This window comes from Sulfurimonas sp. (assembly GCF_028694605.1).
In the GTDB taxonomy this organism is placed as follows: domain Bacteria; phylum Campylobacterota; class Campylobacteria; order Campylobacterales; family Sulfurimonadaceae; genus Sulfurimonas.
In genome coordinates this window covers 169,461-188,336 of record NZ_JAQVKP010000001.1, presented here as the reverse complement: position 1 = coordinate 188,336, position 18,876 = coordinate 169,461, and the positions used below count along the sequence as shown (strand labels likewise).

At 38.3% G+C, this 18,876-nt stretch carries 19 protein-coding genes; 3 read left to right on the top strand and 16 right to left on the bottom strand.

Features of this window, described 5'->3' with window-relative positions; all coding sequences use genetic code 11:
* Positions 1 to 88: 88 nt before the first annotated feature.
* The 9 genes from PHY84_RS00950 to PHY84_RS00910 form a co-directional block, all read right to left on the bottom strand.
* Positions 89 to 898: an alpha/beta hydrolase gene (locus PHY84_RS00950; RefSeq protein WP_299856784.1), complete on the bottom strand. Its 810-nt coding sequence runs from the start codon at positions 896 to 898 to the stop codon at positions 89 to 91.
* 96 nt (positions 899 to 994) lie between these two features.
* Positions 995 to 2,551 (bottom strand): ATP-binding protein, encoded by a 1,557-nt coding sequence (locus tag PHY84_RS00945; RefSeq protein WP_299856782.1) that lies wholly within the window; start codon positions 2,549 to 2,551, stop codon positions 995 to 997.
* Between the two features lie 133 nt (positions 2,552 to 2,684).
* Complete coding sequence (locus tag PHY84_RS00940) at positions 2,685 to 2,906, bottom strand: hypothetical protein (protein ID WP_299856780.1); 222 nt, start codon at positions 2,904 to 2,906, stop codon at positions 2,685 to 2,687.
* Between the two features lie 136 nt (positions 2,907 to 3,042).
* A complete protein-coding gene (locus PHY84_RS00935; RefSeq protein WP_299856778.1) occupies positions 3,043 to 3,756 on the bottom strand; it encodes a sulfite exporter TauE/SafE family protein in 714 nt (237 codons plus the stop codon).
* A 5-nt stretch (positions 3,757 to 3,761) separates the two neighbouring features.
* Entirely contained in the window at positions 3,762 to 4,265 is a 504-nt protein-coding gene (locus tag PHY84_RS00930; protein ID WP_299856776.1) for a hypothetical protein, read from the bottom strand.
* Positions 4,266 to 4,333: 68 nt separating this feature from the next.
* Entirely contained in the window at positions 4,334 to 4,807 is a 474-nt protein-coding gene (locus tag PHY84_RS00925) for an HD domain-containing protein (protein WP_299856774.1), read from the bottom strand.
* Positions 4,804 to 5,631, bottom strand: coding sequence for a tyrosine-type recombinase/integrase (locus tag PHY84_RS00920; RefSeq protein WP_299856771.1), 828 nt, complete (start codon positions 5,629 to 5,631; stop codon positions 4,804 to 4,806). The genes PHY84_RS00925 and PHY84_RS00920 overlap by 4 nt, the downstream gene beginning before the upstream one ends.
* Positions 5,631 to 6,626 (bottom strand): hypothetical protein, encoded by a 996-nt coding sequence (locus tag PHY84_RS00915; protein WP_299856769.1) that lies wholly within the window; start codon positions 6,624 to 6,626, stop codon positions 5,631 to 5,633. Before PHY84_RS00915 ends, PHY84_RS00920 begins: the two co-directional genes overlap by 1 nt.
* Before the next feature lie 4 nt (positions 6,627 to 6,630).
* Positions 6,631 to 7,218: a hypothetical protein gene (locus PHY84_RS00910; RefSeq protein WP_299856767.1), complete on the bottom strand. Its 588-nt coding sequence runs from the start codon at positions 7,216 to 7,218 to the stop codon at positions 6,631 to 6,633.
* 122 nt (positions 7,219 to 7,340) lie between these two features.
* On the opposite strand from PHY84_RS00910, the gene gatC reads away from it, so the two are divergent.
* Positions 7,341 to 7,631, top strand: a complete 291-nt coding sequence (gene gatC, locus PHY84_RS00905; protein WP_299856765.1) for an Asp-tRNA(Asn)/Glu-tRNA(Gln) amidotransferase subunit GatC — start codon at positions 7,341 to 7,343, stop codon at positions 7,629 to 7,631.
* A 46-nt stretch (positions 7,632 to 7,677) separates the two neighbouring features.
* The gene (locus PHY84_RS00900) at positions 7,678 to 8,760 is read left to right on the top strand and encodes a type IV pilus twitching motility protein PilT (protein ID WP_299856763.1); all 1,083 of its coding nucleotides are present in this window, start codon (positions 7,678 to 7,680) and stop codon (positions 8,758 to 8,760) included.
* A 24-nt stretch (positions 8,761 to 8,784) separates the two neighbouring features.
* Here the strand turns inward: PHY84_RS00900 and PHY84_RS00895 are convergent, their stop codons facing one another.
* From PHY84_RS00895 to PHY84_RS00875, 5 genes are read right to left on the bottom strand one after another with little or no spacing between them, the layout of a single operon-like run.
* Complete coding sequence (locus tag PHY84_RS00895; protein WP_299856759.1) at positions 8,785 to 9,774, bottom strand: SAM-dependent methyltransferase; 990 nt, start codon at positions 9,772 to 9,774, stop codon at positions 8,785 to 8,787.
* A complete protein-coding gene (locus tag PHY84_RS00890) occupies positions 9,764 to 10,969 on the bottom strand; it encodes a TolC family protein (protein ID WP_299856757.1) in 1,206 nt (401 codons plus the stop codon). The genes PHY84_RS00895 and PHY84_RS00890 overlap by 11 nt, the downstream gene beginning before the upstream one ends.
* Positions 10,926 to 12,110: an aspartate aminotransferase family protein gene (locus tag PHY84_RS00885; RefSeq protein ID WP_299856755.1), complete on the bottom strand. Its 1,185-nt coding sequence runs from the start codon at positions 12,108 to 12,110 to the stop codon at positions 10,926 to 10,928. The genes PHY84_RS00890 and PHY84_RS00885 overlap by 44 nt, the downstream gene beginning before the upstream one ends.
* Complete coding sequence (locus tag PHY84_RS00880; RefSeq protein ID WP_299856753.1) at positions 12,098 to 13,840, bottom strand: molybdopterin-dependent oxidoreductase; 1,743 nt, start codon at positions 13,838 to 13,840, stop codon at positions 12,098 to 12,100. The genes PHY84_RS00885 and PHY84_RS00880 overlap by 13 nt, the downstream gene beginning before the upstream one ends.
* Positions 13,833 to 14,630 carry an HlyD family secretion protein gene (locus PHY84_RS00875; protein WP_299856751.1) on the bottom strand — a complete coding sequence of 266 codons (798 nt, stop codon included), beginning with the start codon at positions 14,628 to 14,630 and terminating at the stop codon, positions 13,833 to 13,835. The genes PHY84_RS00880 and PHY84_RS00875 overlap by 8 nt, the downstream gene beginning before the upstream one ends.
* Positions 14,631 to 14,741: 111 nt before the next feature.
* Between PHY84_RS00875 and PHY84_RS00870 the strand changes: the two genes are divergently transcribed.
* The gene (locus PHY84_RS00870; RefSeq protein ID WP_299856749.1) at positions 14,742 to 15,689 is read left to right on the top strand and encodes a chemotaxis protein; all 948 of its coding nucleotides are present in this window, start codon (positions 14,742 to 14,744) and stop codon (positions 15,687 to 15,689) included.
* 32 nt (positions 15,690 to 15,721) lie between these two features.
* Here the strand turns inward: PHY84_RS00870 and PHY84_RS00865 are convergent, their stop codons facing one another.
* Positions 15,722 to 17,044 carry a sodium ion-translocating decarboxylase subunit beta gene (locus tag PHY84_RS00865; protein WP_299856747.1) on the bottom strand — a complete coding sequence of 441 codons (1,323 nt, stop codon included), beginning with the start codon at positions 17,042 to 17,044 and terminating at the stop codon, positions 15,722 to 15,724.
* Positions 17,045 to 17,048: 4 nt separating this feature from the next.
* The gene (locus PHY84_RS00860) at positions 17,049 to 18,869 is read right to left on the bottom strand and encodes a biotin/lipoyl-containing protein (RefSeq protein WP_299856745.1); all 1,821 of its coding nucleotides are present in this window, start codon (positions 18,867 to 18,869) and stop codon (positions 17,049 to 17,051) included.
* Positions 18,870 to 18,876 lie beyond the last annotated feature (7 nt).

Genomic DNA, 18,876 nt, shown 5'->3' with positions numbered 1-18,876 from the left:
AAGTACCCCTTTTTTTTCTAATTATTATAGCAATTTATAAATTAAACCTGAATTTTGCAATAGAAATTTGCTAGATAGTGCGAATGCTTTAGTATAGAGATTGGAAAAACTCTCTAAAAAAACAGTCCCAGCCATCGTAGTGTCCATTGTCGTAAACAAACAAATGGATATTTTTTTGATTTGAAAATCTACTCTTGTAGCTCTCAAAAACAGTTTGCGGAACAATAGTGTCTCTTGAGCCTACAAGATGGTACTGTGGTATGTCTTCTAGTTTATATGCAAAGTGTGCGGGATTTAATGAGCCATAGAGAGGAGTGACGTTATGGTAGCTTGTCCAAGCATCGGTGTCTAGGTTTGAAGCTACCGTAACGATGGCAGATATATCTTCTCTCATGGTTGCCAGCAACGCTACAACTGCCCCTCCTCCGGAGTATCCAACCAGCACAAAGTCGTCTATAGCATATTTTTGCTTGTAAGTCGTGAGTATTTCGTTGTAGTTTTTTAAAACCGCAGGGCTGTATCTGTGGCTTGTAAACTCTTTTTTATCACATTTTTGCCCCGTGTACTGGCATGGGCGGGCGAGATATAGAGAACATTTTTTTTGAACACTGTTTAAGAGAAAAAGTGATGTCGGTTTTTTTGGAGTCGGGTCATTAGATACTACATTTCTGCTCTTCCATGCCGCTCCGTCTCCCTCCACAAAGACAAAAAGTCTCTCACCATTGCACTGTGCCAAATCGCTCTCAAACGCCAATATGTCGAACTTTTCTTTTTTAATAATACTTTTTTGAAGATAAGCGGACACATCGCGCAGACTCTCTTGCGAATCAGGCGTGGCACAGCCAAGCAATAGTAAAAAAGAGAGCGGAAGCAGTTTTTTCATGGAGAAATAATACACCAAATAGCCTCTTTTTGGCATCTTTAAAAATAAAGGCATCATAAATTCAAAAAAAATGTTTTACAAAGTCGCATGTAAACAAAAAAGAGAGCTTCTCTATTTTTGAACCTTTTCCCATTCAAGTTTATAGATATTTTTGTCACTCTTGCTAAACTCTAACCCAACAAGATATATACCTCTCGTGTCACTTAAGTATTTTTCATGATAATTCATAGATTTGATTTGAGATAAAGCAGTAGATTGCTTCGTTTCACTCGCAATAACTTTAAACTCCATCACAAATATTGCATTTGGATAAAAAACCACCATATCAATTCTGCCTTTATTAGTAGTTTCTTCTACCCTTAGCTCTAAACCCATAGATTTAACATAAGCATAAAACACACTTACATAATACCCTTCCCGCTCAAACATAGGATTATTTGTATAAAGATGATAAGGAATGGAAGCAAAAAGGGATTTGATGGAGGTTCCTAATCTTTTAAAATCAAGATTTAAAAATGATTCATAAATAAAGCCTTTGTTTTCCATAGAATTTTGAATTTTACTCATAAAATCAGAGATACTACCAAAAAGTGATATTTTTACTTCTTGATTTGGAATAGAGAGAGAGTATTTCATCCCTATTGGAGTTTCTTTTGAATCTATAATTGTAAGATACCCAGTCTGCCACATCAAAGTTTCAAGTTCAATATAGTCCACATCAAAGCTATCAAGCATCGACTCATCTTTAGTGATATTTTCAAAATCAGGCAAGAAATAGTCATTTTTTTCTATAAGTTTAAGCAAAAATGTAGGGGTCGCAGTCGAAAACCAATAGTTGCGATAAATAAACTCATTTGAAATAAAAAGCAATATATCAAAAGGGTTATAGACTCCTTCTCCCAGAAATTTATACCCATTGTACCAATGTCTGATTTTAACAAAATCTTGCCCATTAAGGTGCTTTGCAAATACTGTTTCTACATCATTTTGGGTATATCCACAAATAGTTGCATATTTTGGATTGAGCGTAATATCTAGGATATTATTGAGCCCACTAAAAAGACTCACTTTACTAAATTTACTTACACCTGTGATAAATACAAATTTAAGGTATTCATCACTCCCTTTTATCACACTATAGAAATTTTTAAGCTCTTCTCTCATAAGTCTAGCGATTTCTGTATTTTCAATATTATCTAAAATTGGTTTATCATATTCATCGACAAGGATGACTACTTTTTGGTTGTATTTTAAATATGCTTCTTTGATAAGTTGTTCAAAACAACCAGAACTTGACAAATCCTTATCGCATACAATGCCTAAATCTTGTTGGTTTGATTTTAAAATCTCATATATTCTTTGATTAAATTCATCCTTAGAGGTAAATTTACCACTTGCAAAACTTATCCTAACAACTGGATGTTTTCTAAACTCATAGCCACTTTCACCGATATAAAGCCCTTTAAAAACCTCCTTATCTCCACTAAAAACAGTTCGTAAAGTATCAAGAAAAAGTGATTTTCCAAATCTTCGTGGACGGGAGAGAAAATAGTATTGTCCATTTTCAATTAGATGTTGTGCTAACTCTGTTTTATCAACATAAAGATAGCCTTCTTCCATGATAGTTTTAAGTGTTGATATTCCAATCGGCAGTTTTTTAAGTTTCATTTTCTAAATGTCTTGTTTGAGTTGATTCTGATTCTTTCTATTTTACCATAGAAGTAGTAAAAAAAGAGAGAGCGGAAGCAGTTTTTTCATGGAGAAATAAGACACCAAAGAGCCTCTTTGGTGTCTTTAAAAATTAAGGAACTAGAGGAGCCATATCATCAACATTTATCCAAAGCTCTGCATACTGAGTTTCTGTTGATTTTCCATATATCTCATAATATTTATTATTAATTGAAGCACTGCCCGAATTATTCCATCCAGTGATTCCGTCTGATAAATCACTATCGCCATCTATGCTTATGGTATCTAAAGCATCTATGTTAAGCAGCAATGAACCGTCTTCGGAAGTATTCAACACATCACTAAACATAATTGATATACTATTTTCAATGTTATTTTCTGCATCAAGGCTATATAGATTACCATTATAATTCAGCTCTGAGAGGTCTATACTAACATTATTTGTTATTTACGGAGAGATAATAGAAACCCTATTTACCATGACATTCCGTAATGGTTTTTTCCGCTCTTGCTAAAAAGTCATATCCATTATAAATCGTGTATATTCCGTAAAGCACTACGGCAAACGAGGAGAGGCTTACCATCATGTTTCTCATACTTGTCGCACGAGAGAGAGAAGCTAAAAACCCGAGCCCAAACATGGCAGGAATGGTGCTTAAACCAAACACAGCCATAACTAAAGCCCCATAAATAGGACTTGCCGTACTTGCGGCAGTAATGGCAAAAAAATAGACAAATCCACATGGCAAAAGACCATTAAGCATGCCAAGAGTAAAAAAACTCATGTTTGATTTGGAGTGCAAAACACGTTTAAAGAGATTTTTATATGTATCCGAAGATGAAAAAGAGTGTTCTATAAGCGTTAAAAATTTTATCTTCCCCATTAGCGATAGCCCAGCTAAAACCATGGCAATCCCGGCGACAAGAAGCAACACGCCGTTTGCGGTATTGCTAAAAGTAACAACACCCCCAAGCGTACCGAAAATAGCCCCAAGGATGGTATAGGTAAATACTCTTCCAAATGAGTAAAGCAAATGCGCAACACTCTGTGAAACTTTTGAACTCTCGGGGTCAATTTTTAGAGTTGAATATGCCAAAACAATTCCGCCGCACATCCCTATACAGTGCCCAAAAGAGCCAAGAAAAGCAATAGTGACGATGGTTAAAAGATTGACTGTTTCCAAATTTTCTACTCTTTGCCTAGCTGTTTTTTTATAAGCGGATTGCGCAGTGTCTCGCCACGCAGAACTCTAAGACGCATTGTAGCAAAATCTATGTACCCATTGCTCTTTTTTTTGTACGCTCCAAACCCGTATCCCATCGGAGTATCGTCACTTACCGAGTAAAATGCCTCTCTTGCATCTGTCCACTCTTTTGTATCTCTGCTCATAACCCAAATTTTTGCACTCTCTTTGAACTCTTTGTCTTCAAGCCATTTTATCATACCGCCGTGGTCATGGAAAAACCAGCTCTTGCCGCTGCTGCTTATGACCTGTGATGCATCTTTTAATTCATCAATAACCATACCGCAATCGCTATCCTGAAAACGTCCTACTTCCATTTCAATAGGAAGTTGCGCGCTATTTCCCTCTTGCACGACTATCATTTTCTTTGATGATGCTAAAAAAAAGAATACAGAGATAAGCAGCAAAACAAAAACAAGAACTAAAAACAGAGAGGAAATTTTTTTCATAAACAACCCATAATCTTAAATTAAATTGAATTTTACACCTTTTTTGTTACATTTGTGTTAGATTTGTATTATCTTCTTCTCTTCCCTTTGCCCAAATCATCATAACTCATAAAAAGTGCTACATCTTTTTTGAACTCTTCGCTCAAGCCATCCCAAATCTTTTTTTTACGTTCATAGCGACCAAAATCTTCGGTTTTACTCTTTTGTACATCACGGATAAGATAGTGATACCGCACTAACTCTTTTGTATAAGAGCTTATAAAATTCCAATCTTTGATGATTTCATAACTTCTCTCTTCATGATCCGTAAAACTATATTCGTCAAATTCCCTATCTTCTTCATCTTTTTTAAATGCACAAAACGGTTTGCCTATATCATGCAGCAATCCTGCCGCCAAAAAACGAAACTCCCCTGCTTTTAATATATGATAAATCACGCAAAGCGTATGCACTAAAACCCCGTGCTGATGCCACTTATTTTGTACAAAAAAGAGAGACTTCAAAAAAGGTTTTGAAAACAAAGAGTTGTTGATTTTATTCATAGATTTTCTTTTGCCATAGGATGACAAGCCTCAATCGTCTCTTTTAAGTCCTGCTTTTGTATATGGGTGTATATTTGGGTAGTTAGAAGTGAAGCATGCCCTAAAAGCTCCTGAACAACACGCAAATCAGCACCACCGGCGATAAGCGATGTTGCGTAGGAGTGGCGCAGCACATGGGGTGAGATACCAAGATATTTTTGTGTAACCTTGTAGGCAGAAATACGGCTTAGCCTATCGCCTTTATAGTTTTGCCATACAAATGTTCTCTCATTTTTTGCCTCGTTTAGATATGCATCAATCGCTTTTTTTGCAACTGAGGCGATGGGAACAATGCGCTCTTTTTCACCCTTTGCATGCCTAATATGAAGCCACTCCCCCTCGATGTCTCCTCGTTGCAGCCCAAGACACTCGCTTATCCTTGCTCCTGTTGCATACAAAAAAAGTATCAGCGCATAATCACGCAAACCGATAAAAGAGCTTCTGTCTATCAAAGCAAGACTGCTTTGTATCGCTTCAAACGGGAGAAATTTTGGGAGAAGTTTTGGGATTTTTGAAAATTTGAGCTTTGTTTTTTCCTCTGTAAATTGGCTTTTATAGCAAAAATCAAAAAAAGCATTAACGGAAGAGAGCTTTCGATTGAGGGTTCTTTTGTTCTTATAGCTGTTTAGAAGTTCAAAAAGGGTATTTGTATCAAGCTCGATAAGAGGCTTTAGCAGTGCATTTTCCAAAGCTATAAGGTCGCTTTTATATGCACCGACACTTTTTTTACTCAAAGCTCTTATAACTGTTATATACTCTATAAAAGCTTCAAGCTCTTTAGACATTACTTCTCTACTGAAATATACTCATCATGGACAAAAAAGGTTTTATCATTGATATAAACATAACCATCTTCAACATCTGCTTCATAGACGCTGTACGACGACAAATCTTTTGGCATCTCTATAAGATACGCCTCTTTTTCTAGGGCATAAAGCTTCTCACCGCTTACAATAAGACCTAAAAAGTGGGCAAACGGAAATTTTAACTTCGCATTTTGTTTCAAATCAGAGCTTAAAGAGATAATCTCGCCTTGCTTGGTGGCAATGTAAAGAGTTTTATCATCCGCAACAACACCTCTTATATCATAAGGAGCACGCACTTCCTCTTTTGAGAGTGAGAGAATTTTGTGTGCCGTTGCCGCAATGATTTTGTTATCCAAAAGACCAAAGTAGATTACATTGTTAAAATGTTCTTCACTGCTTACTATAATCGTACGCAATCTTTTTTTTGTTTGCGTGTTTACAATAACGACTTTCCCATCAAGCGTTGCGAAAATTACTAAATCATCCCTAAAATAAGGCTTTATCAATTTTGAGTTTACGACGATTGGAGGATTGCCCTGCTCTTTTAAAAGCAGCGTTTTGGATGCAAGCGAGTAGAGCGCCATCTCATTATCTGCAAACAAAACGGCGAGAGTATCACCACTTATACTTGCGGCAGCAACTGTTTTTTTAAGATTAAATTTCTCTACTTTTTTATCTTGAGTGCTTTGCAGTGTTACATTTCCGTCTATATTTGAACTTATAACCCATCCATCGCTAAAACCCAAGAGTTTTTCACCCTCCGCAACAGTAACATCAAGAACCTTACCGCCGGCAAAAACATTTCTTTTTTCGACCATAGCGGCATCTTGTGATACAGCATTGATAACTACATCACTGTCTCCGGCATGCTTCCAGTCACCGACAACTTTTATAGGTTTATAAACCTCTTTAGAACTACACGCACTAAAAAAAACAATGCTAAATGATATAAGCAGAAGAGATAATGTTTTCAAAATATTATTTCACTCCATAATGCATAAGAGCTGCTACTAGTTTTTCCATAGAAGAACCTTTAGAAACTTTAGCAAGAGCATCTCTTGCTTCTTGGATTTTGTTTGCATTTAAGAGCAGCACTGCACTTTGAACAAGTGCCAAATCTCTAAAAATCGCATCCTGTCTTGAAGCATACTTTTGAAGTGAAGCCTCATCCGTCGCCATCTCATACTCTGCCAAATCACTTACTATAAGCGCTTTTGTATCTTTTAAACCCTTAAGTGATTCCATATCTTTGTTTGCAACTGCCTGCGAAAAAATCCAAGCATCATGCAACTCAGACGATAATGATTTGATTTCATTCAGAGCAGCACCGTCTTTCGGGTTTGCGCTTAATTTTGCAAAAGCTTTATTTACGCTCTCTAGCTTGCTTTTCTCATTCATCTCGTATGCTACATTTGCAACAGCAAAAAGAACAACAGCAATAACGGAGCCTATAAGAACATTTTTATATTTTTTGATAAATTTTTCAGTCACAACCGCTTTTTCAAAAAACTTTTCTTCGGAGTTTAACTCCTCTTTTACCATATCTATATTATCTTTTAAGCTCAAAAATCTTCCTTACACTGCTATTTAAAAAGTTTACAATAATATCGCATATTTTGTTAAACTTTCATCAAAGAGAGAGCTTTTTTTTGTTACAATCTTTGAAAATTATTATATGGGATTGTTATATGCAGGTAGATAATGCGTTATTGAGCAAGCTGGAAAAATTGTCATTTTTAAAAATTTCAGACGATAAGCGTGAAGAGATTATAGAGCAGCTCTCGCAAATTGTTAATTTTGTGGATAACCTAAGCGAGCTAAATACGGATGGCGTAGATGACAAATTTGCAATGAGTGACGCAGCTACATTTTTAAGAGAAGACACTCCGTCTTGCGATACTTCTATCAACGATAGTATTATTAAAAATGCACCACAGAGCAGTGATCATTTCTTTATCGTACCAAAGATTATAGAATAGTGTTATAATTTAGCAGAATAAATTCAAAATAGACAAGGAGTCAGATATGGGCGAAGAGACAAAGAAACCTATTGATATTAAAAAGTTACTCAAGAGTGTCTTACATTTTGAGTCTTCGGATTTGCATCTTGTTCCGGGGAGTGAGCCGCAAATCAGAATCGACAAATCTCTAAAACCGCTCAACCTTCCGGTTTTGAGTGCAAAAGAGATAGAGGAGATGGCGTATGCACTAATCGAGGATAAACAAAAGAAGATTTTTGAAGATAGAAATGAGCTTGACTTCTCTTTTGAGCTTGAGAATGTAGGTCGTTTCCGTGCAAACTACTACCGCACTATCGGGGGAATATCGTGTGCATTCCGTATGATTCCCATAGATGTCCCACCGCTTGAAAAATTTAACAACAACCCGATTTTTAAAGAACTTGTAAAAAGAGAAAAAGGGCTTATCCTTGTCACAGGACCAACGGGTAGCGGTAAGTCAACAACACTTGCTTCAATGCTTCATGAGATTAATTTAACCGCAAACAAACATATCATTACTATCGAAGACCCGGTTGAATTTGTCCATACAAACATTAAATCACTCTTCTCACAACGAGAAGTAGGCTCAGATACAAGTTCTTTCGCAACAGCACTTAAATACGCCCTCAGGCAAGACCCTGATGTTATTTTGGTAGGTGAGATGAGAGACAGAGAGACCATTTCTGCCGCCCTTACCGCTGCAGAGACCGGACATATCGTTTTTGGAACACTGCATACAAACTCGGCAGCTTCTACCATCAACCGTATCATTGACGTTTTTGATGCAGGAGAACAAGCACAGGTTAGAGCGCAACTGGCCTCTTCACTTATTTCTGTTATCTCTCAGTCTCTTATGCCAAGAATCGGCGGCGGCATCGTTGCAACACAAGAAGTTTTAATAGCAAATCCGGCTATCCAAAACCTTATCAGAGAGGACAAAGTACATCAAATCTACTCTCAAATGCAGCTAAACCAGAATGAGACAAATATGACAACACAAACAGATCAGCTTCTCGCACTGCTTCGTAAAAGAGTTATCACAAAAGAGACCGCTATCACAGCTTCAAACAGACCTGAAGAGTTTATGAAAATCCTCCACAATATGTAAAAATCTTGCTTTATCGCAGGGTTTTTACACTTTTCTAAAGCGCATCATCTTAAACCGCTCGCCTAAAAAATTTGGCATAATTAAAATTTTTACTTTTTCTAGCTCTTGTTTGTAGATTTTCTCATCTGCTTTTTCTCTAAGTATCTCTAAAAGTTCCAAGATTCCCATATCTACAAGAGCTACCATCTGCGCTTTGAGTACTACAAACTCCACCCCGGCTTCTAAAAAAGCATCTCTGACATGGGCAAATGTTACATCGTAGGTTATATCTGATTTGGCAAACAACTCATTTTTTTTCATACTTTTATCGAAGAATGGAATTACTTCATGTTTTGCATAAACCCTAAGTGAAAAGTCGGGACGGGCTTGCATCTCTCCGTAGTCAAAACTCATAAACTCAAATTTTTTGCACGATAACGCCATCTCATTAGCAAACTCTTCATATCCTTTTGCTATTTCGCCTCTATCTTTATGATACTTTTTGGCTTTCTCTTCTACCCATACATCTTCAACATCAAAAACAACTTCATGCCCATCTACTCTTGCACTTTTACCTTTGTAGTAAAGTTCACACGGGAATGCGTCAAATATCTCGTTTGCTATAAAAAAAGCATTTTCGCACTTTAACTCGCTTAAAGATTTATAGTGTGTAAGCTTTACAATGTCACCAAAGCTCTCTTGAAAATAATTTTTTTGAAACTCCTGCAACGCTTCAAACCGCTCAATAATGACAAATTTAAGTGTTTGAAGCAGTTGCGGACGGAGTGAATATATAAACTCTATAACATCGGCTAAAAAATAGCCATGATGCGCTCCTATTTCACAAATCACGGCATTATGCTCTAAAAAACCCTCATCAACCAAAGAGATAATATGCTTTGCAATCGTTCCGCCAAAAAACTTACTCGTACTTACAGAGGTGTAAAAATCCCCGCTTTTGCCTATATTTTTATAGGTTGCGTAGTAGCCGTCTTTGCCGTACAGCCACTCTGACATATAGTCGCTAAATCTCATTTTTATACATCTCATAGAGCGTGAGAAGCTCTAACTGCTTATCTATTTCGAAGATGTTAACATCGCTCTTTTGAATCTCTACAGAGTTTTGCATAAGCTCAACATCAAATTCTGCTTTATATCCGGCTTCAAAGAGCTGCTTTGTATCTGCCAAAAGTCTCTCATAGATATCTCTGTTCTCGATACTGAGCTGCTTTTTTTTCTCAAGGTTTTGTATATTTTGCATAACTTGTTCATATATGGCACGGAGTTCTCTTTTTCTATCTTCAACTGCTAATTTTGACTTCATATAGTCAACTTTTGAGGACTCCATATCTCTAAAACTGTTGATATCAAGAGGCAGGTTAGCTTTAAACCCAACGTTGTAGTAATCCTTCTCGTTTGGTCCAAACTGAAAGATTGCATCACTCTTATCCCAGTTATATCCTGCAACAAGATTGACTTTAGGAAGATATTTTGCCATTGTAACATCTGTAAAATAGCGGTTTTTTTCTATCTCACTCTGCGACATGGTTAAGACTATATTTTCATCTAAAAACTCTTTTTGAGTAAGCGTTCTTAGTTTTGGAACAGCCGCATCTTTGTAGTCCATATCGCTTATGGCATTAAATTTTGAGATTAGCCGCTCTTTGCTTGTCTCTATGTCATATAGTGCCTGAATCAGCTGATTTCGCTCAATTATAGCGCTGTCTAAAAAACCTGAATCAAGCTGTCCGCTTAGATAATCTTCCTTTTTTTGCGCAAGACTAATCTCTGCATTTTTTATAAGGAGATTCTGCTTCTCTCTTTTCAAATCTATCTGCTTAATCTGCATCAACAGTGAGACGGCATCTTTTATAAGCTTTCTTTTTGCTACATCAATGGAGTAGTCCGCATAGATTTTTGAAGCCTCTGCAAACTTAATCCCATAGTAGATACCCCCGCTCTGAAAAATTGGCTGATCCATCTTGATAGAAGCGTTTTCGCTAATCTGTTCATCACTGTAAGGATTACTTTTTGAGTAACTATAGTTAAGATTAAGAGGTGCTATCCATGAATCGCGGAGTTTAGAACTCTCAGCCTCATTTTTTTGATAATCATAACGAAACTGCTCTTTTTTAGTCTCTGAAATATAGTTTTCTAGCTTCTCATCACAAACAAGAAGTGTACTGCTATAAAGAACCAATAGCACGGTTGAGAGCTTCAAAGCCTTCATCTATTTCCTCTTTTGTGATTGTCAGAGCCGGTAAAAGTCTCAGCGTATCTCTTCCTGCTCTTAGTACGATTACGCCCTCTTCTCTTGCCTTTAAGATGATTTTAGCGAGTGTGTCGCCATCTTTGACACGAAGCCCGCACATCATCCCTATACCGACCTTCGAAGTAAAGATATCCCCATGTGCGCTATAAAATTTCTCTAAAGAGCTGTCAAAATAGTCTATGCTGCTTTGCAATCTGCCATCATCATACATCTCATCCAAGATATCCATAACTTCACATGCGGCAGTCGTACTTAAAAAGTTTCCGCCGAATGTAGAACCGTGATCTCCTGCACTAAATATATCTTTATGCGATGTCATAACAACACCTATAGGCACACCCCCGCCTAGTCCTTTTGCCAAAGTAACAATGTCAGGCTCAATATCGTAGTAGTTCGATGCCAAAAATTTACCAGTTCTGTAAACTCCCGTCTGAACTTCATCAATGATAAGCAGCACATCTTTTGACTTTAGAAATTTTGCAAGTTTTTGCACCGCTTCTCTATCCAAAGGCTGTACTCCGCCCTCGCCCTGCACAAGCTCTATCATAACCGCACATGTGTGGTCATCCACCAAACTCTCAACATGGTTTATATCATCTGCATAAACAAAACCGTCCGGATATGGTCCAAAATAGTTGTGCATATACGCCTGACCGGTTGCTTTTACCGTTGTAATCGTTCTTCCGTGAAAAGAGTGCTGTAGCGTTATAACTTTATATCTTTTAATTTCACCCTCTTTTTCACCAAACTTTCTCGCTATTTTGATAGCACCCTCATTAGCTTCTGCTCCGCTGTTTCCAAAAAAGCACTTCATATCATAGCCGCTTGCCTCGACTATCTTTTGCGCTGCTTTTGCCTGTGGTGCTATATAGTAAAGATTTGAAGTATGTGTCAGCTTTGATAGCTGGTTGCAGATGGCGTCATTTACTCTTTTGTTTGCATGCCCGACACTGCAAACCGCTATACCTGAAGCAAAATCTATATATCTTTTGCCATTAACGTCATAAAGTTTTGCATTCTCTCCGCCTACAAACTCAACATCCGCTCTCGCATAGGTTGGCAAAACATATTTTTTATCTAAATCTTTTATACTGTCCATTTTCTAACCTCCACCTTATTTTCTTGGAATATTGCGCTTTTAGCGCTTAATGCATGCTTTGAAGGGGTTAAATTGTTGACCCCTTTGGTACCGCTGTAAATCAAAACACAATCGGAGCGCAAATCGTTATTATGCCTGACACTAAGTCTTACGCTTCCGCTGACCGATGTGACACTTACCATCTCACCCTCCCTAAACCCTAAAGAGCTGTGCAGATAGACACTCTCTTGGCGGTGAAATTGTGAATTTAAGCTTGTAGGGCTTTTACTTGTTATGAGATGCAGCCCCTCATTTTCATCTATTTTTGAGTCAATCTCATCAAGAAAAACAAACTCGCCGTCCTTTGTATCAAAACCATTAGCATAGGGTATTTCTTCTCTCTTATCTACATAAAGCAGCCCATCAATTTTTTGAACTGCAAAACTTTTAAAATGGTTTATATAAAACTCTTCACTCTGCAAATCAATGCCAAACTCTCTGCACAAATATGCACTCAAATCATACTCACTGATTCCGGCATCCGTCTCTGCCACCTTTGGCATAAAAGAGATTCTATTGTGTGAGTAAGATGTTCTTACATCATCTTTATACAAAAAGCTTTTTGCAGGTATCACAAGGTCGGCAACCTCGCTTGTCTCATTCTCAAAAAGACCAAAATAGACAATATTTTTTACCCGCTCCATCGATGCTCTTACTCGATTTGAATCCGGCATCTGCGAAAGCGGATTTGCCCCTTGTATAAAAACCGTATCAAAACTGCTAAATTCAGTCAAAACCTTGGAGACTTTTTTGCTCTGCGTATAAAAAGGCGAGGCGATATTTGCCCTTGAAGCACCGAGATAACTTACGCCGCAGCCCTCTTTGCCAAAGAGTCCAAGCATTGCTGCCAAAGCGTCAATTGAGCGCATCACATCCGCACCGTCATGATATTTTTGGACACCGACACCACAGACAAAAGCTGCTCTCTTATCTTTTACAAGTCTCAAAAAATCTCCAAGCTGCCCGAGGGAGACATCCATCTGCTCCAAAACTGCCTTGATACGCAGATTTTGCGTCAACTCATAGTACTCTTCACAACCGCTCGCATACTTCTGTAAAAACTCTTTATCATATCCGCTCTCGATATGTAAAAAACGTGCAAGCAGCATTGCCAGAAACTGGTCGGTATGCGGTTTAAGCTGGATATGCAAATCAGCCATTCTTGCTATGGGCGTTTTTATCGGGTCTATAACTATAATCGTTTTGCCCTTGATGAGAGGAAGAAGGTGGCTTGATGTAGTATGCGGATTTCTGCCCCAAAAAACAACTACTTCTGATTTTGCAATCTCATGGATAGGCATAGTTTTGTTGCTGCCTCTGCCTTGCTTGATTCCCTCTTCTCCTGCTCCATCACACAAACTCCCTTCCGTCAAAACAGCACCGTAAGAAGCAAAAAAATGGTCTGTCACCTCTTGCATAAGTGCAAAATTCCCGCTTCCTCTATAGTGAAGTATCTTGTTTTTTGCGCAACTTTGCAACATCACTTTGAGCTTTTCCAGTGCCACGTCAAGTGAAATCTCTTCCCCTTTGTATCGTGGGGTTTGGATAGTTGCATGCTTTTCATAGTGGTTGAGATGAGGGCATAAAAAACCTTGTGTATGCCCCTCTTTTACTCCTCTTAGCTTTTGATTATCAAAAATTATCTCACATGCGTCATAACAATCAAGCGGACACGCAGTTTTATTACTCATCCCTCAGCTCCACTTTTACCAGTTTTGAAAATAGCTCCGGTGCTTCTGTAATGATTTGCGCCATGTATTTAGAGATATTTTTTCCATCAGCTATGCGTAAAAGTCTTGAAATCTTATAACGACTCTTCTCTCCATCAATATAAACAACCTTTTTTTGTGCGCCAACGATATCTGCTTCATCAAGATATATCGTTAACTTTGCCTTTGAAGTATCGGCAACTTTGGCTAGTGGTGTTGCCATGCCAACTACTTGCCCTGGTTGTACAAGCATCTCATAGAGTACAAAGTTTTTTGCTACAAGGTTTTTATCATCTATGCTTCTTTGAAGTTGTGCTTCTCTATGTTTCAGATCTGTTATCTGAATTTTTAAATTTTGAATCTCTTTTCTTGTGCTAAGATAGAGATTTTCACTTGATATCAAATCATAAAACTCTCTGTCTTTTTCAACTGAAGATTTAAACTTTAAAGGCTCTATTTTTTTGTAATTTTCTCTCTTTTTAACAAGCGATTCATCCATGTTAACAAGAACAGCTTCATTTATCTCTATAACACTCTTAAGATACATAACTTTCTCACGCACAGTTGCAAGTTCTTTTCTGTCAAGCTCAAAATCTATCCCTATATAAGGTTTTTCCGTGAGTTTCGTTCCAACCAAACTCTCATCTGCATGAACAACCAAACCCGAAACATTAGAAGAGATATCTCTTATCTCATAAGGTTCAACCTTTGCATAATATACCTTGGCATCTAAAATAGCAAAGAGAAGCGGCAGCAAAAAAAATAGTTTCATAAAAACACCTCTAAAGAAATAAGGGCTTATTTTACCATTTCATCATTAACATTCAAGCAGAATAGACCGAATTTTTGGTATCATCCTAGAAATAGAGAGAAAGGGGAATTTATGTCTGTTTTAGACAATGTTGACGCTGCCACAAATCTTGCAAAAAACAACGAGGTACAGCTTTTAGTCTTTCGTGTAAGTGATGTACCGGACTCTGCTTATTATGCTATCAATGTATTTAAAACTCGTGAAGTTGTTGAGTCAAAAAACCACTATATCACCCAGATACCGTCATCACATTACCTTTTGGAAGGAACAATTGTTTTGCGCGGACTTCAAATTCCCATACTAAATCTTCCACTGTGGCTTGGAACAACTCTTACAAAAGAGGAAATGAAAAAATCGAATATATTAATATGTGATTTTAATGGCATCATTATAGGACTTCGCATAATGTCTGCTTTTAGGGTAATTAAGAAAAACTGGAATGAGATGCATGCTCCGGATAGTTATAGAGTTGGCGAGGATAATGTTGTAATCAACGATACACGACTTGAAGATGGAAGTTTATGTCTTGTGCTTGATTACGAGAAACTTCTTGCAGACGTCATTCCTCAAGCTATGGTTGATGTATTTGAATCACCGGCAAATTTGGTAAATATTGAAATACCGAAAAAACTCAAAACTGGAACAGTTTTAATAGCAGAAGATTCAAAAACAGCACAAAAACACCTTAAACAAATTTTTGAAAACGCACATATTTCCATGAAGCTTTTTAACAATGGAAAACTACTTTTAGACTATATCAACACTCTTGGTGACAATGTCTCCGCTATTCCTGCTGTGATTACAGATATAGAGATGCCGGAGATGTCTGGCTTTACGGTTGTAAAGCTTCTCAAAGCCAACGCAAAAACAAAAGATATTCCTATCATAGTAAACAGTTCTATGACAGGCACTAACAACAAAAGAGAAGCTCAAGTACTAGGCGCAGATGCTTTTATAGATAAGACAAAAAGTCAAAATATCATTCCGCTCATCGTAGAGATTATGAATAAAAAAATATAAGAGATTTTCTCTCCCTTTAAAAAAGGGAAAGATTATTTGAAGATAGAGATTAAAACACCCGCTGCAACCGCAGAACCGATAACACCTGCAACGTTTGGACCCATTGCGTGCATCAAAAGCATATTTGTACGGTCATACTCCATACCTACTTTGTTCGATACACGTGCCGCCATAGGAACGGCAGAAACACCCGCAGAACCGATAAGCGGGTTAATCTTAGTTTTAGAAAACATATTCATGATTTTTGCCATGATAACACCGCCTGCAGTTCCCGCAGAAAACGCCACAATACCAAGTGCCAAAATAGCAAGTGTTTCAGCAACTAAGAACTGATCTGAAGCAAGTTTAGAACCAACCGCCAAACCTAAGAAAATCGTTACGATATTGATAAGTGCATTTTGCATAGTATCTGAGAGCCTATCAACAACGCCCGTCTCTTTTAAGAAGTTACCGAACATAAATGCACCGATAAGCGGTGTTGCATCCGGAAGCACCAAAATAGCAAGAACTAAAACCATGATAGGGAAAACCAACTTCTCTAAACGAGAGACATGTCTCATGGTACTCATTCTGATTCTTCTCTCCGCATCCGTTGTAAGCGCCTTCATAATCGGAGGCTGAATAACCGGAACAAGCGCCATATAAGAGTAAGACGCAACAGCAATAGCACCTAACAGTTCAGGAGCAAGCTTTGTTGCGATAAATATAGATGTTGGACCATCCGCTCCGCCGATAATGGAGATAGCGGAAGCCTGTTTGAGCGTAAAATCAAAAATCGTTGTATATTCTGCAAGCATAACAGCGCCTACCAGTGTTCCAAAGATACCAAACTGTGCCGCACCCCCAAGAAGTGCAGTTTTAGGATTTGATAAAAGTGGTCCAAAGTCAGTCATTGCTCCTACACCCATAAAGATAAGAATAGGAAAGAGCTGATTTGAGAGACCCATATGGTAAATGATGCCCAAAAACCCTTCAGGCCCTGCCATATTTGCGACAGGAATATTTGCCAAAAGTCCGCCAAAACCTATAGGTAAAAGCAGAAGCGGCTCAAAACCTTTAACAACTGCAAGATAAAAGATGACAAACGTCACAAGTATCATAATGATTCTACCCCATGATTTATGAAAATCGCTCATAGGCTGCCCTTTGGCATTTAACTCGTCTGGATCTGGATTTGCCAAAGCATAAATACCGGTTGATTTTAGAAAATCACTAACAAGAGTGCCGACGCTTTTTGGCTGATATGTTTCAACATTCGCTGCTTCTCTATCAACTGCAGGCGCATCAGAAGCATAAGCAGCACTAAAACCAAAAAGTGCGAGCAACATGACTATTTTTATTAAAAATGCTCTCATAAGACTACCCTAGTATCGCTACTGTTTGACCTTCAACTACTTTATCATTTGTAGCTACATGGATAGACTTGATAACACCGCCTTTTGGTGCTACTACATCTATCTCCATCTTCATAGACTCTAGTATAAGGATAACATCACCCTCTTTTACGCTTTGACCCGGATTTGCAACTATTTTCCAAACACTTCCCGGAAGAAGCGCCTTGATCTCCATTCCGGTTCCACTTGCTGCAGGTGCTGCCACAGGTGTCGGAGCAGATACTGCCGCACTCTCGCCGTTTACTGCCGTTACTTGGATATCTACATTGCCCTCTGCAACCTGAACGCTATATTTTTGACCATCAACTACAACTGTATAACTTCCGCTTCCCATATTTTTGCTCCCGCTCTCTTTGCTTGTTTCTTCTTTTTTCATATCAGACAGTTTACGAACCATCAACTCACCTTCGCCTTTTAAAAAGGCGATTCCCTTCTCATGACAAGCTGCAGCTATAAAGATATTTTCTTCTGTTATCTCTATATTTTCTGACTTTAGCTTGTTAATCCAAGTAGCCAAAGATTTGCTCTCATCGGCATTTGCCAAATCAAGAGCTTTCTCTGTAGTTGGAGCAAGTCCAAGCTTCTCGGATGCAATTTTAACAATTTCAGGATCCGGCTCAACCGGAGTTTTACCAAAATAACCTAAAACCATCTTGCCATATCCAGGAGCAATTGCATTCCATGGACCTTGCATTACATTGTTGAGAGCCTGTTGGAAGTAGAACTGCGAAACAGGTGTTACAGAAGTTCCGTATCCGCCTTTTTTTACAACTTCAGTCATCGCAGCAATAACCTCAGGGAATCTATCCATAATTCCGTTGTCACGCATCATCTGTGTGTTTGCGGTAAGCGCACCGCCCGGCATTGGAGAAAATGGGATGATAGGAGATACCATTGTCGCTTCAGGCGGCATAAAGTAGTCAGACAAACAAGACTGCAACTCTTTTTCGTATGTCAAAATCTTATCAATCTCCAAGCCGCCAAGGTCATAGTTCATCCCTTTAGTTGCGTGAAGCATAGTGAGGATATCCGGTTGGCTTGTACCGCCGCTTACCGGTGCAGCAGCTAAATCTATGCCGTCAACACCCGCTTCAAGTGCAGCCATATAAGCAGCAACGGAGACGCCGGCTGTCTCATGTGTATGAAGTCTGATATGTGTTCCCTCAGGCACCAAGCGTCTTGCCATCTGAATCGTTTCAAAAACTTTTTGAGGATTTGATGTACCGGAAGCATCTTTAAAACAGATACTGTGATATGGAATGCCGCTATCAAGTATCTCACGCAAAGTTTTTTCATAAAACTCTACAGTATGTGCACCGTAGCATCCAGGAGGCAAATCCATCATCGTTACTACTACTTCGTGCTTAAGTCCATGATGCACGATTCTCTCAGCAGAGTATTTTAGGTTTTCTACATCGTTGAGCGCATCAAAATTTCTAATCGTTGTAGCGCCGTGTTTCTTAAACATCTTTGCATGCAAATCAATCAGTTCTTTAGAGCCTGTGTCAAGCATAACGGTGTTTATGCCGCGAGCAAGTGTTTGAAGATTTGCATCCGGTCCTACGATTTTACGAAAACCATCCATCATCTCAAATGCATCTTCTCTTAGATAGAAGTAAAGAGACTGAAATCTCGCCCCACCGCCAAACTCAAAGTGCTTGATTCCTGCTACTTTTGCAGCTTCAACAGCCGGAAAAAAATCCTTCATTAACACACGACCGCCAAAGACGGACTGGAACCCGTCTCTGAAAGTTGTGTCCATTATATCAATAAATTTTTTAGACATTATCTGC

Excerpts from the sequence above, each read along its gene's own strand:
- PHY84_RS00945 (WP_299856782.1), bottom strand. The coding sequence starts at position 2,551 with ATGAAACTTAAAAAACTGCCGATTGGAATATCAACACTTAAAACTATC.
- PHY84_RS00930 (WP_299856776.1), bottom strand. The coding sequence starts at position 4,265 with ATGAAAAAAATTTCCTCTCTGTTTTTAGTTCTTGTTTTTGTTTTGCTG.
- PHY84_RS00925 (WP_299856774.1), bottom strand. The coding sequence starts at position 4,807 with ATGAATAAAATCAACAACTCTTTGTTTTCAAAACCTTTTTTGAAGTCT.
- PHY84_RS00920 (WP_299856771.1), bottom strand. The coding sequence starts at position 5,631 with ATGTCTAAAGAGCTTGAAGCTTTTATAGAGTATATAACAGTTATAAGA.
- gatC (WP_299856765.1), top strand. The coding sequence starts at position 7,341 with ATGCAGGTAGATAATGCGTTATTGAGCAAGCTGGAAAAATTGTCATTT.
- PHY84_RS00900 (WP_299856763.1), top strand. The coding sequence starts at position 7,678 with ATGGGCGAAGAGACAAAGAAACCTATTGATATTAAAAAGTTACTCAAG.
- PHY84_RS00895 (WP_299856759.1), bottom strand. The coding sequence starts at position 9,774 with ATGAGATTTAGCGACTATATGTCAGAGTGGCTGTACGGCAAAGACGGC.
- PHY84_RS00890 (WP_299856757.1), bottom strand. The coding sequence starts at position 10,969 with ATGAAGGCTTTGAAGCTCTCAACCGTGCTATTGGTTCTTTATAGCAGT.
- PHY84_RS00885 (WP_299856755.1), bottom strand. The coding sequence starts at position 12,110 with ATGGACAGTATAAAAGATTTAGATAAAAAATATGTTTTGCCAACCTAT.
- PHY84_RS00880 (WP_299856753.1), bottom strand. The coding sequence starts at position 13,840 with ATGAGTAATAAAACTGCGTGTCCGCTTGATTGTTATGACGCATGTGAG.
- PHY84_RS00875 (WP_299856751.1), bottom strand. The coding sequence starts at position 14,630 with ATGAAACTATTTTTTTTGCTGCCGCTTCTCTTTGCTATTTTAGATGCC.
- PHY84_RS00870 (WP_299856749.1), top strand. The coding sequence starts at position 14,742 with ATGTCTGTTTTAGACAATGTTGACGCTGCCACAAATCTTGCAAAAAAC.
- PHY84_RS00865 (WP_299856747.1), bottom strand. The coding sequence starts at position 17,044 with ATGAGAGCATTTTTAATAAAAATAGTCATGTTGCTCGCACTTTTTGGT.
- PHY84_RS00860 (WP_299856745.1), bottom strand. The coding sequence starts at position 18,869 with ATGTCTAAAAAATTTATTGATATAATGGACACAACTTTCAGAGACGGG.